General features: G+C 71.3%; 9 protein-coding genes. 5 read left to right on the forward strand and 4 right to left on the reverse strand.

What is annotated here, in order from left to right; translation table 11 throughout:
* Together ACIA03_RS25945 and ACIA03_RS25950 are read right to left on the reverse strand one after the other, a co-directional pair.
* A partial coding sequence (locus ACIA03_RS25945; RefSeq protein WP_396987955.1) for an HNH endonuclease occupies positions 1-881 on the reverse strand: 881 nt, incomplete at its 3' end.
* A 519-nt stretch (positions 882-1,400) separates the two neighbouring features.
* Complete coding sequence (locus ACIA03_RS25950) at positions 1,401-2,516, reverse strand: NAD(P)-binding domain-containing protein (protein WP_396987957.1); 1,116 nt, start codon at positions 2,514-2,516, stop codon at positions 1,401-1,403.
* Between the two features lie 123 nt (positions 2,517-2,639).
* On the opposite strand from ACIA03_RS25950, the gene ACIA03_RS25955 reads away from it, so the two are divergent.
* The 4 genes from ACIA03_RS25955 (at position 2,640) to ACIA03_RS25970 (ending at position 7,867) form a co-directional block, all read left to right on the forward strand.
* A complete protein-coding gene (locus tag ACIA03_RS25955; RefSeq protein WP_396987959.1) occupies positions 2,640-3,980 on the forward strand; it encodes a cytochrome P450 in 1,341 nt (446 codons plus the stop codon).
* Positions 3,981-3,988: 8 nt separating this feature from the next.
* On the forward strand, positions 3,989-5,578 hold the full coding sequence (locus ACIA03_RS25960) for a succinic semialdehyde dehydrogenase (RefSeq protein ID WP_396987961.1): 1,590 nt from the start codon (positions 3,989-3,991) through the stop codon (positions 5,576-5,578).
* Positions 5,579-5,654: 76 nt separating this feature from the next.
* A complete protein-coding gene (locus tag ACIA03_RS25965) occupies positions 5,655-6,485 on the forward strand; it encodes an SDR family oxidoreductase (protein ID WP_396987963.1) in 831 nt (276 codons plus the stop codon).
* A 71-nt stretch (positions 6,486-6,556) separates the two neighbouring features.
* Positions 6,557-7,867: an APC family permease gene (locus ACIA03_RS25970; RefSeq protein ID WP_396987965.1), complete on the forward strand. Its 1,311-nt coding sequence runs from the start codon at positions 6,557-6,559 to the stop codon at positions 7,865-7,867.
* Here the strand turns inward: ACIA03_RS25970 and ACIA03_RS25975 are convergent.
* Both ACIA03_RS25975 and ACIA03_RS25980 read right to left on the reverse strand, forming a co-directional pair.
* Positions 7,790-9,181: a PLP-dependent aminotransferase family protein gene (locus ACIA03_RS25975; RefSeq protein WP_396987967.1), complete on the reverse strand. Its 1,392-nt coding sequence runs from the start codon at positions 9,179-9,181 to the stop codon at positions 7,790-7,792. The genes ACIA03_RS25970 and ACIA03_RS25975 overlap by 78 nt on opposite strands.
* Positions 9,182-9,242: 61 nt before the next feature.
* Positions 9,243-9,821, reverse strand: coding sequence for a hypothetical protein (locus ACIA03_RS25980; protein ID WP_396987969.1), 579 nt, complete (start codon positions 9,819-9,821; stop codon positions 9,243-9,245).
* 49 nt (positions 9,822-9,870) lie between these two features.
* Here ACIA03_RS25980 and ACIA03_RS25985 point away from each other — a divergent pair.
* Positions 9,871-12,864 (forward strand): DEAD/DEAH box helicase (locus ACIA03_RS25985; RefSeq protein ID WP_396987971.1); only part of this gene is annotated, 2,994 nt, incomplete at its 3' end.

A 12,864-nucleotide genomic window follows, 5' to 3' on the forward strand; every position in this document is an offset into this window, starting at 1 on the left:
TTGCGGAGCTCCTCGAGGGAGATGACCACGTTGATCGTGGTGGCGTCGCCACCGTGGCGGGGCAGCCTGGCGGGGTCGAGGGTCTCCAACAACCGCGCGAACCCCTGCCCCATCAACCGTTCCCACGGCGGCAACGACGCACCCTTGTCCAACAGCTGCTGTTTGCGGGGCTGGGCGTAGGCCTCCACCAGTCGCTTGAACCGCATCCCGACCGAGACCGGCAACACCCCCTCGAACCCGAGGGTGCCGTCGTGGTTGTCCCACACCCGCAACGCGGTCTTCTGCTGAGCCCGTTCCTCCTCGACGAGGAGGGCTTTGGCTTCGGCATCCTCGAACCGGACCGGGTCGATCTCGGCCAAGATCCGCTTCCCCACGACCCTCAGCTCGTTGGCAGTCAGCCGGGTGGCGTAGTCAACCAGGAGCTTCTCGGCCAGGATCAGGTCCTCACGGCTGGCGACCGGGTCGGCGTCGATCTTGTCCAGCGCCGCCGTGATCACCCGAGCCTTGTCCAGCGACACCACACCCTCGGCCAGGCCAGCACTGACGAGGTCGTACGTCGCGACCCCGGTCGCGAGCTTGATCTGCGAACGGGCCGTACCTTTGTCGACCAACAGCTCAGCACGCATCCACCCCGAGGCATCCTTGTCGCCGGTCTCCTCGGCGATATCACCAGCAGCAGCGAGCACCCGCAGCTTCAACGCGGCCTGCTGGGCCTGAAGCCTCTCCAGCCGCTCGAGCAGGTCCTTCTTCTGCCCGGTCCGCCAATAGGCCGGATCACTCGCGAGCAGGTCTTGGAGGGCGGACTCGATAGCGGCCAGGGCGGCGCCGATCAGGTCGCCGGGGTCGGTGCCCCAGTGGTCGATCTCGCGGCCGAGACTCATCGCGTTCCCTCTCAGAGGTGTGCTGTGGTGGGTCTGATTCTACGCGAAAGAGCCGGGGTCGACCACCTATTTTCCCAGTTCAGAAGTGCTTTTCGCGGTCAGCGAACGACGTCGTCCTTGTGGATGGTAAGTGGCCCGAAGGGCCACCTTCCATCCGCCATCAACACCAACGTTCCGCGTACGAATCTCTCCGCGCCACACCCGGGCCGCCGCCCCGATAGCCAGCCAAGTTTTTCTCGGCGGGCCCCGGTGTCAAGGCGATGTATCGAGCTTGTCGAGATGACCGCGAAGCGGCCGGCGAAGCCGGCGGCCGCAGGCCGTCCTTTACTCCGGGGTCCGCCGAGAAGACCCTCGAGAACGGGTCGGCGGCCCACAGCCACCAAGAAGAACAGTCCGCGACAAGGGGTCTCGACAAGCTCGACCACCGGGGCATCACTCGTCCGGAGCACGAGAAGCGTACGAGGCGACCGTGCTCGTCGCCGTAACTATCCCGCAAGCAAAGCCGCCGGAGGCGGCGAACTACCCTCCCGAGGTGACCATCCGGCCGACGCCGGAGAACTGGCTCTCCGCCACCCGAGGATCAGCCAGCTGCCGCCGAACAGCGAGCGCCGCAGCACGCCCGGCACGGCTGGCGCCGATGGTGCTCGCGGACGGCCCGTAGCCGACGAGCTGGACGCGCGGATCGTACGCAGCAGTGACAGCCGTCTGGACGTCCGCGGACTCGCGCAGCAGCGGTATCCCACCGTGCGAGCTGCGCAGGTGGAGCGGCGCGAGGTGGGTGACGGCGGGGCGGAACCCGGTGGCCCACAGGATCGCGTCGACGGGCTCGAACGCACCAGAGGACCACCGCAGCCCACCAGGCTCGATCCGCGAGAACATCGGCAGCCGCCGCTCGTAGACCCCGAGCCGCGCAGCCTCCTGCTCCTGCGGGCGCAGCGAGAGACCCGTGACGCTGACGACGCTCGCCGGCGGCAGGCCGGCCTCGACCCGCTCGGCGACCAGCGCGACCGCCTCTCGCCCCCGGGAGGCATCGAAGTCGGAGCGCCAGACCGGCTCACGCCGGGTCACCCAGAGCACCGAGGTGAGCGGCGCGAGCTCGCCGAGGAACTGCACCGCCGAGGCTCCCCCGCCGACCACCGCGACTCGCTTCCCAACGAAGTGATCAGCACCCGGATAGTCGTGGGTGTGCACCTGCTCCCCCAGGAACGTCGAGGCACCCGGGTAGTGCGGGACGAACGGTCGCGTCCAGGTCCCGGTCGCGTTGACCAGCGTGCGCGTGAACCAGGTCCGCCCGTCGGCCGAGTGCACCGCCAGCAGGTCTCCGACCGAGGTCACCGACGTCACCGAGACCGGTCGCTCCACCGGCAGCGAGTGCAACGACTCGTAGAGGCCGAACCAGCTCGGCACCGCGACGTTGGCCCGCTCTCCGGAATCCCCCGGCGCCCGCCCGTCGGGGAGATCGGCCACGCCGTGCACGTCGTGCATGGTCAGCGAATCCCAGCGGTGCTGCCAGGCACCACCCGGGCGCCGCTCGGCGTCGAGCACGACGTGGCGTACGCCGAGCCGGCTGAGGTGGTAGGACGCCGACAACCCGGCCTGGCCGGCACCGATCACCACTGACTCGTAGCTCTCCACGCTCCCTCAACAACGCACCGGCGACATCCATGCCCGCCGAACGGCTGCGGCAACACGTTCTACTTGACTAACCTCGGCAGAGTCACTCGGGACCGGGAGGTCGGACACGATGGATCAGGCATCATGACAGCGACCGAGACGCTTCGCGAGATCCCACGCCTCGCGCCCGGCGATCGCGGCCTCCCCTGGCTCGGCCGGCTGCTGGACTACTCGCGCGACCCGGTCGGCTTCTATCGGCACCAGTGGGAGACGTACGGTCCGGTCTCGCCGTTCTTCCGGGCCGGCGAGAGCGGCGTGGTCGCGCTCGGACCGGACGCGTGCGAGGCGGTGCTGCGCAACAAGGACAAGGCCTTCGCCAACGGGCCGGCCTGGGGGCAGATCGTCGGACCGTTCTTCGACCGGGGCCTGATGCTGCTCGACTTCGAGGAGCACCACGCCCATCGCCGCATCATGCAGGAGGCCTTCACCCGGGACCGGCTCGCCACCTACACCACCGCGATGCACCCGGCGATCGCGCACGGCATGCGCGGCTGGGCCAACGCTCCGGCCTTCCAGGCCTATCCGCGGCTCAAGCAGCTCACCCTCGACATCGCCGCCGACATCTTCATGGGTGGTGCGGCCGAGACCAGCCGGGCCGAGATGGACCGGGTCAACAAGGCGTTCATCGCCTGCGTGCAGGCCGCCGCCGGTGTCGTACGCGGCGATGTGCCATTGACCCGCTGGGGCCGCGCGTTCCGCGGCCGGAAGGTGCTGGAGGGCTTCCTGCGCCACTACCTGCCCGCCAAACGGGCCACCGCGACGGACGACATCTTCTCGGTGCTGTGCCACATCGAGACCGACGACGGCGAACGGTTCAGCGACCAGGACGTCGTCAACCACATGATCTTCCTGATGATGGCCGCCCACGACACCTCGACCATCACCGCCTCGACGATGCTGCAGTACCTCGGCCAGCACCCGCAGTGGCAGCAGCGCTGCCGCGCGGAGACCCTCGCCCTCGGCCCCGCCCCCACGATGGCCGAGATCGAGAGCCTCACCAGCCTGGACCTGGTGATGAAGGAGGCGCTGCGGCTGCGTGCCCCGGTGCCGGCGCTGATCCGGCGTACGGTCAAGGAGACCAGCCTCCTCGGAGTCCGCATCCCGGCCGACACCGGCGTGATGGTCGGGGTCCAGTTCAGCCACATGATGGAGGACTACTGGACCAACCCGACCGTCTTCGACCCGGATCGCTTCGCGCCGCACCGCCGGGAGGACAAGAGCCACCGGATGGCGTGGGAGCCGTTCGGCGGCGGCGTGCACAAGTGCATCGGCCTCTACTTCGCCGGTCTGGAGGTCAAGTCGATCCTCCACCGGCTCCTGCGCGACTACCGGTGGAGCGTCTCCCCCGGCTACCGCGCGCCCCTCGACAACAGCTCGCTGCCGTTCCCGAAGGACGGCAACCCCATCCATCTGACCCGGATCTGAGGAGATCGATGACCACGAAGACGTCGGAAGCCGAGAGCGTACGTCCCGGATGGATCGACGAGTCACGGCTGGCCTCCTGGACCCGGTGGGTGTCGGCTCCGGTCTCGGGCGGCGACGGCACGCTGACGGCCATCGCGCCCTACGACGCCGAGCCGACCGCCCCGGTGCCGTCGGTCACCGCCGCGGACGTCGCCGAGGCGGCGGCCGCGGCGCGGGCGGCCCAGCCCGACTGGGCCACGCTGGACTTCTCGGACCGCGCCGACGTCATGCTCCGCTTCCACGACCTGCTGGTCGAGCGCCAGGACGAGGTGCTCGACCTGATCCAGTGGGAGATGGGCAAGGCCCGTTTCCACGCCTGGCAGGAGATCCTGCAGGTCGGCACGATCGCGCGTCACTACGCCCGCCGCGGCGCGGCCTACCTGGCCGACAAGCGGGTTCGGGGCGCGATCCCGGGCATCACCTCGGTCAAGGAGGTGCGGGTGCCGAAGAAGGTCGTCGGGATCATCTCGCCGTGGAACTACCCGCTCTATCTCGGCGTCGGCGATGCCGTCCCGGCCCTGCTCGCCGGGTCGGCGGTGATCAGCAAGGCCGACCCGCAGGCGCCGCTTACGCTGCTGTGGGCCCGGGCGCTGATGGCCGAGGCAGGCCTGCCCGAGCACGTCTGGCAGGTCGTCACCGGGCCGGGAGCGGCCACCGGTGAGGCGGTCATCGACAACGTCGACTACATCGCCTTCACCGGCTCGACGGCCACCGGGCGGATCGTGGCCCAGCGGGCCGCGGGCCGGCTGATCGGCGCCTCCCTCGAGCTCGGCGGGAAGAACCCGCTCATCGTCCGCCGCGACGCCGACCTCGCCCAGGCGGCGCGTGGCACGGTGATGGCCGCCTTCGCCAACACCGGCCAGATGTGCGTCCACATCGAGCGCGTGGTCGTGCATACCGACGTCTACGACGCCTTCCGGCAGGCGCTGGTGGCCGAGACGGAGGGCCAGGTGGTCGGGCAGGCCTTCGACTACTCGGCCGACGTCGGGTCGCTGGCCTCACAGGCCCAGCTCGACAAGGTCACCGCCCACGTCACCGACGCGGTCGCGAAGGGTGCGACCGTGCTCGCCGGTGGCGAACCGCTCGCCGAGGTGGGCCCCTTCGTCTTCGCGCCGACGGTCCTGGAGGGGGTGACGTCCGAGATGGACCTGTGTCTCGGCGAGACCTTCGGCCCGGTGCTCGCGCTCTACCGCGCCGACAGCGACGAGGAGGCGGTCCGGATCGCCAACCAGGGCGAGGCCGGGCTCTCGGCGAGCGTGTTCAGCAAGAACGTACGCGAGGCCGACATGATCGCTCGGCGCATCCGCGCGGGCGCGGTCAACATCAACGACGGCGCCGCCCTGGCGGCCGGGAGCATCGAGGCCGGGATGGGTGGCATGGGGTCGAGCGGCCTCGGTCGCCGCCACGGCGCGGACGGGATCCGGAAGTTCACCGACGCGCAGACCCTCGCCGCCTCCCGGATGGGCCCGATCGGGCCGTTCAAGGGACAGACGGTCGAGAAGTTCGTCGCGCTCGGCAACGGGCAGCTCAAGGCGCTGCGGAAGCTGGGGGCGCGATGAGCGGGCCCGTCACCAGCGTCGGCAAGACCGACCGGAAGGCCGTACGCAGCTTGGTCCGCACCACCGAAGGAGAGTCATGACTCGCCAGATCGAGGGCACCTCCGTCATCGTCACCGGAGGCGCCCGTGGCATCGGCCGCGCGACCGTCGAGCGGCTGGCCCGGGCCGGAGCCTCCGTGGCCGTGGGCGACCTGGACCCGGACCTGCTCGCCGACGTCGTGGACTCGTTCGGGTCACGCGTCACCGCGGCGCATCTCGATGTCACCGACCCCGCCTCGTGGCGGGCGTTCCTCGAGTCGGTCGCGGACCTGGGGCCGTGGGACGTGCTGGTCAACAACGCCGGGATCATGCCGCTCGGGCCGGTCCTGAAGGAGGAGGACGCGCTCACCCGGGCGATCTTCGACGTCAACGTGCACGGCCCGATCAACGGGATCAAGGCGGTCGCTCCGGCGATGGTCGAGCGGGGCCACGGCCACATCGTCAACGTCGCCTCGGCCGTCGGGCGGGTGCCGGTCCCGGACGCGGCGACCTACTCGGCCTCGAAGTTCGCCGTGGTCGGCTTCTCCGAGGCGCTGCGGCTCGAGCTGGCACCCTCCGGGGTCGACGTCTCGCTCATCCTGCCGGCGGTGGTGCAGACCGAGCTCGCCGACGGGGTGCCACCGGCGAAGGGGATGAAGCCGGTCACCGCCGAGGACGTCGCGGAGGCGATCGAGGCGGTCATCCGCGAGCCGCGGCCCGAGGTCTGGGTGCCCAACTGGGCGCAGTCCCTGACCAAGATCACCCAGGCGATGCCGCGCCGGTTCCAGGACTTCGTCGACCGGGCGACCAATGCCTCGCAGCTGCTCGCGGGCATCGACCCGGCGGCGCGGGCGGCGTATGAGGAGCGAGTGCGAAGGAACGTACGTTAGGCGATTGGCCCAGGAGACGAGGGCCCGATTGGCCGGGCGCGGAGGGCCCCGTTCTCACTAGCGTTTTCCTCGTGAAGAACGACGGACTCTCCGTGCCACAGGGCGCGGCCCTCACCCTCGGTGCGGTGCTCGGCACCGGTGTCATCTCTCTGCCCGCGCTGGCGGCGAACGAGGCCGGTCCGGCCTCGCTGGTCGCCTGGCTCGCCCTGATCGCACTCTCGGTGCCGCTCGCGGCGACGTTCGCCGCGCTGGGGGCGCGGCATCCGGACGGCGGCGGGGTGGCGACGTACGCCCGGCTCGCCTTCAACTCCCACGTCGCCACGATGGTCGGCTGGGCGTTCTACCTGACGATCGGCGTGGGGGCGCCGGTCGCGGCGGGATTCGGCGGTGCGTACGTCGCCGACGCCTTCGGCGGGGGCCGGAGCATGTCGCTGGCGGCGACGGCGGGGATCATCGTGCTGGTCACCGTCATGAACTGGTTCGGGATCAAGGTGTCCGGGGGCGTTCAGCTGGGGATCGCCGGGGCCATCGCGGTCCTGCTGGCGGTGGCGGTCCTGGTCGCCCTGCCGCATGCCGAGCTCGGGCGCCTGACGCCGTTCGCACCGCACGGGTGGGGTGCGGTCGGCACCGCCGCGGCGATGCTGGTGTGGGCGTTCGCGGGGTGGGAGATCCTCTCCTCGCTCTCAGCCGAGTATCGCGACCCCGCGCGCGACATCCGCCGGGCGACGTTCCTGGCGCTCGGGATCGTGACGGTGCTCTACCTCGGGATCGCGTTCGCGACGGTCGCTTCGCTCGGATCCACCTCGGGTGCCGCACCGCTGGCGGACCTGCTCGTCCTGGGCTTCGGGGAGCCCGCGCGACCGGTGACCGCCGTGGTCGCGGTGCTGCTGACCATCGGGGCCATCAACGCCTACTTCGCCGGCGGCTCACGGCTCGGCGCGTCGTTGGCCCGCGAGGGCGCGTTGCCCCGGTTCCTGGCTGAGCCCGGATCCGGCATCCCGCGCCGCTCGTTGCTCGCCATCTGCGCCGTCGCGCTCGGTTCCCTCGCGACCATCTGGGTCGCCGGCGCCTCCACCGACGCCCTCCTGCTGATGGCTTCGGGGACCTTCTCCCTGCTGTACGTGGTGGGGGCGGCGGCCGCGCTGCGGCTGCTTCCTCGTGGCACCGGGTCCTGGTGGGCGGCGGTCTGCTCGATGGTCGCGGCGCTGGTGCTGCTGGGTCTCACCGGACCCCACCTGCTCGGTCCGGTCGTCTGCGGCGGCGCCGGTCTGGTGTGGTCGCTGGCCCACTCCCGACGAGCGCCGTCACGTCCAGCCCGCGAGCTCGCCCAGGCGCTCGAGCCCGCGCGGGAGGGTCTCTGTCCGGACGGCTCCGTAGCCTAGGAAGAGCCCGTCGCGGCCGGGCAGCAGACGGTGGGCGGAGATCGTGTCCAGCGCGAGGCCCTCGGCCGCAGCGCGCTCGGGCAGATCGAGCGGGAGCTCGGCGTAGGCGGAGAGGTGCAGCCCGGCGGCCGACGGGAGCACCTCGACCGGCCAGGTGCCGAGTGTCTCCAGGAGGATCGAGCGGCGCTCGGCGTACGTCTTGGACGCCTTGCGTACGTGGCGGGCGAGCAGGCCCTCCTCCAGGAAGCGGGCCAGGGCGGCCTGGGGCTGCACGGGGCCGAAGCCGTCGCCGAGCTGCTTGGCGGCCAGGAGGCTGTCGACGAGGGAGCCCGGGGCGACCAGGTAGCCGGTGCGCAGGCTCGGCAGCAGCGACTTGGAGAAGGTGCCGACGTAGACGACCCGACCCTGGTCGTCGAGGGCGTGCAGCGGCTCGAGGGGTCGCTCGGTGAACCGGAACTCGCTGTCGTAGTCGTCCTCGACGATGCCCGCGTCATGCGTGTTCGCGAAGGCGAGGAGGGCTCGGCGGCGTGGGAGGGAGAGGCGTACGCCGAGAGGGAACTGGTGGCTCGGGGTCGTGTAGACCAGCCTGGCCTGCTCCGGGATCTGCTCGACGACCAGGCCCTCCTCGTCGACCGGGACCGGCACCACGCGGGCACCGTGGGAGGCGAACAGGTCGCGTGCGGACGGGTAGCCCGGGTCCTCGACGGCGACGATGTCGCCCGGCTCGAGCAGCACCCGTGCGACGAGGTCGAGCGCCTGCTGGGTGCCGCTGGTGACCACGATCTGGTCCGGCTCGGCCCGCACCCCGCGGTGGTAGGCGACCGTGTGCGCCAGCGCCTCGCGCAGCCTCGGCAGACCCGCCGGGGAGGCGTAGGTGCCGGGGCTGTGACCGCGCAGCCGCGACTCGGCCGCCAGGATCCGCCGCCAGGTGTCGAACGGGAAGAGCTCGGCATCGGGGATCCCCACCCGCAGGTCGTACGCCGGGACCGCCGCCTCCGCGCTCGTCGGTCGTGGCACCCACCGCCAGCCCGGGCGCGGCGTCAGGGACCCCGGGGCGCTGGCCCTGCGGGTGCCCGCGGCGGCCGCGACGTACGTCCCCGCGCCCACGCGCGACTCCAGGAAACCCTCGGCGACCAGGCGTTCGTAGACGTTGGCGACGGTGGTGCGGGAGATGCCCAGGTCGGTGGCGAGCGCGCGGCTGGCCGGGAGCCGGTCGCCGGCCTTCAGCCTGCCGTCGCCGAGCGCGTCGCGCAGCGCCCGGTAGAGCGACGCGGATCTCACCGCGCGGTCGGTCAGGTCAAGCGCGAGGTCCACAGCGGGATTGGACCACACCTGGGCGCCGAGCGCTCGATGGTTTCGGGACAGCGCGCGAACTTCAGGGATCGGTCGGCAGTCCGAGGCGGGTGATGATCTCCTCGGCGGTCTCGGCCGCGGTCAGGCGCGTGCTGTCGACGACGGTGTGCGGGAAGTCCAGCGGGAACGGCGCATCCGGGCCGGTCGAGAGCACGTGGCGCTCGTTCCAGTCCACGACGTTGGCCCTGGCCCACTCGGTGTCGCGCTTGGACGGCTTCGCGGCCAGCCGCTCCGGGGTGCCCTCACGGCTGAGGCGGGTCGTCAGATCGGTGTAGAGCTCGACGAAGTCGATCCTCCCTCCCGCTGCGGCCACCGGGGCGATCAGCGTCTCGACCGACCGCATGTCCTCGGGAAGGTCGAGCGCCCAGACGAAGGTGAAGACCAGGCCGGGCAGCTCGGAGGCCACCGCCTCCTCGATCACCCGTCGCCGGAACTCGTCCTTGAGCACCCCGAACGACGGCATCTCCCAGTCGAAGACCTCCAGCAGGGGCTCGATCGTGGCGTGGTTGTGGAAAAGGCGGTAGGGCGTGCGTGCCGCGATCTCCCTGCCCACGCTCATCTTGCCCACCGCCGGAGGGCCGAAGAGGTTGATGAGGTGCATGGGATCAGTGTGGCCGCTGAGTGTCGGTGGTCGCGACTAGGTTGGTCCCATGAGCCAACCAGATGGCTTCGGGCTCCACTTCAGCGACACGTCGGCGTTGGCGCGGTTCAGCGACCCGACACGTACGTGGTTCGAGGCTGCCTTCGCGGCGCCGACCGCGGCTCAGGCCGGTGCCTGGGAGGCGATCGGGGCGGGACGCAACGCGCTGGTGGTGGCGCCCACCGGGTCGGGCAAGACGCTCAGCGCGTTCCTGTGGTCGATCGACAAGCTGCTCACCGAGCCGGTGCCGGAGAAGAAGCAGCGCTGCCGGGTGCTCTACATCTCCCCGCTCAAGGCCCTCGGCGTGGACGTCGAGCGCAACCTGCGCAGCCCGCTGGTGGGGATCCGGCAGACCGCCGAGCGGCTCGGCGTCGAGGCGCCCGAGGTGCGGGTCGGGGTGCGGTCCGGCGACACGACCGTGGCGGACCGACGTCGGCTGACGACCACTCCCCCGGACATCCTGATCACCACGCCCGAGTCGCTCTTCCTGATGCTGACCAGCCAGGCACGCGAGACGCTGCGCAGCGTCGAGACGGTGATCGTCGACGAGGTCCACGCGGTCGCGGCGACCAAGCGCGGCTCCCACCTGGCGCTGACCCTGGAGCGGCTCGACGCCCTGCTGGAGAAGCCGGCGCAGCGGATCGGGCTCTCCGCGACCGTGCGGCCCTTGGAGGAGGTGGCTCGTTATCTCGGCGGTGCCCAGCCCGTCGAGATCGTCGCGCCGCCGGCCGAGAAGCGCTGGGACCTGAGCGTGGTCGTGCCGGTCGAGGACATGACCGCCCCGAGCCCCTATGACGAGGACGAGGACGACGACCCGCAGCGGGCCTCCTCGATCTGGCCCCACGTCGAGGAGCACGTCGCCGACCTGGTCACCGCCCATCGCTCCACCATCGTCTTCGCCAACTCCCGCCGGATCGCAGAGCGACTGACCGCGCGGCTCAACGAGATCGCCTCCGACCGGGTCTTCCAGACCGGGCCACCGCCGGCCCAGGTGATGGCGCAGTCGGGGCAGTCGCACGGGGCGGCCCAGGTGATCGCCAAGGCCCACCACGGCAGCGTGTCCAAGGAGCAGCGCGCGCTGATCGAGGACGACCTCAAGTCCGGCCGGCTGCCCGCGGTGGTGGCCACCTCCAGCCTCGAGCTCGGCATCGACATGGGTGCCGTCGACCTCGTCGTCCAGATCGAGTCACCACCGAGCGTCGCCTCGGCGCTCCAGCGCGTCGGGCGCGCCGGTCACCAGGTCGGCGAGGTCTCCCGCGGCGTACTCTTCCCGAAGCACCGGGGCGACCTGGCCCAGACCGCGGTCTCGGTGCAGCGGATGCGCGCCGGGCTGATCGAGTCGATGAGCCTGCCGGCCAACCCGCTCGACGTCCTCGCCCAGCAGATCGTCGCCGCCACGGCGCTCGACACCTGGGACGTCGACGAACTGTTCGCGCTGGTCAGGAGGACGGCTTCGTACGCAACCCTCCCCCGCTCCGCCTACGACGCGACCCTCGACCTGCTCGCCGGGCGCTACCCGAGCGAGGAGTTCGCCGAGCTGCGTCCGCGCATCGTGTGGGACCGGGTCGCCGGGACCGTCACCGGACGTCCGGGAGCGCAACGGCTGGCCGTCACCAGCGGCGGCACCATCCCCGACCGTGGCCTCTTCGGGGTCTACCTGGTGGGTGAGGGCGTCGGACGGCGGGTCGGCGAGCTCGACGAGGAGATGGTCTACGAGTCGCGGGTCGGCGATGTCTTCGCGTTGGGTGCGACGTCCTGGCGGATCGAGGACATCACCCACGACCGCGTGCTGGTGACGCCGGCTCCGGGGGTCCCGGGGCGGCTGCCGTTCTGGAAGGGCGACTCGCTCGGCCGGCCCGCCGAGCTCGGTGAGGCGGTCGGCGCCTACACCCGTGAGCTGGGCGCGCTCCCGCGGGCGAAGGCCGAAGCCCGGGCGCAGGAGGACGGCCTCGATCCGTTCGCGGCCGCCAACCTGGTCACCTACCTGCACGAACAGGCCGAGGCCACCAACGTCCTCCCCTCCGACACCAACATCGTCGTCGAACGCTTCCGCGACGAGCTCGGCGACTGGCGACTGGTGGTCCACTCCCCCTACGGCCGCCCGGTCCACGCCCCGTGGGCGCTGGCGATCAACGCCCGGATCCGGGAGCGCTACGGGGTCGACGGGCAGGCGATCGACAGCGACGACGGCATCGTGATCCGGCTGCCCGACACCGACGCCGAGGCACCGACCGGCGAGATCATCGTCTTCGAGCCCGACGAGATCGAGGATCTGGTCACCACCGAGGTCGGCGGGTCGGCGCTGTTCGCCAGCCGGTTCCGCGAGTGTGCCGCGCGGGCGCTGCTCCTCCCGCGCCGTGACCCCGGCCGTCGGTCGCCGCTGTGGCAGCAGCGGCAGCGCTCCGCCGCCCTGCTCGAGGTCGCCTCGCAGTACCCGAGCTTCCCGATCATCCTCGAGGCCGTACGCGAGTGCCTCCGCGACGTCTACGACCTCCCCTCCCTCGTCGGCCTCCTCCAGCGCATCGAGCGGCGCGAGATCTCGATCGTCGACGTCGCCACGCCTTCGCCGTCCCCCTATGCCCAGTCCCTGCTGTTCGGCTACGTCGCCCAGTTCCTCTACGAGGGCGACTCGCCGCTCGCCGAGCGCCGCGCCGCCGCCCTCACCCTCGACCAGGGCCTGCTCGCCGAGCTGTTGGGCCGAGCCGAGCTCCGCGAGCTCCTCGACCCCGAGGTCCTCGCCGAGGTCGAGGCCGAGCTCCAGCGCCTCGCCCCCGGCCGCAGAGCTCGCGGCGCCGAAGGCATCACCGACCTCATCCGCACCATCGGCCCCCTCACCCTCGACGAGATCACCGCCCGCACCACCCTCGCCGAGACGTCGCGTACGTCGGGCGAAGCGTCAGCTACGTCGGCCGAGACGTCACTCAGGTCGGCCGAGGCGTCACCGGCTGACGTTTCGACCGACGCCAGCGACGTCTCGGCCGACCGGGGTGACGCGTCGGCCGAC

The organism is Nocardioides sp. NPDC051685, assembly GCF_044453405.1.
In the GTDB taxonomy this organism is placed as follows: domain Bacteria; phylum Actinomycetota; class Actinomycetes; order Propionibacteriales; family Nocardioidaceae; genus Nocardioides.

Excerpts from the sequence above, each read along its gene's own strand:
- ACIA03_RS25955 (WP_396987959.1), top strand. The coding sequence starts at position 2,640 with ATGACAGCGACCGAGACGCTTCGCGAGATCCCACGCCTCGCGCCCGGC.
- ACIA03_RS25960 (WP_396987961.1), top strand. The coding sequence starts at position 3,989 with ATGACCACGAAGACGTCGGAAGCCGAGAGCGTACGTCCCGGATGGATC.
- ACIA03_RS25965 (WP_396987963.1), top strand. The coding sequence starts at position 5,655 with ATGACTCGCCAGATCGAGGGCACCTCCGTCATCGTCACCGGAGGCGCC.
- ACIA03_RS25980 (WP_396987969.1), bottom strand. The coding sequence starts at position 9,821 with ATGCACCTCATCAACCTCTTCGGCCCTCCGGCGGTGGGCAAGATGAGC.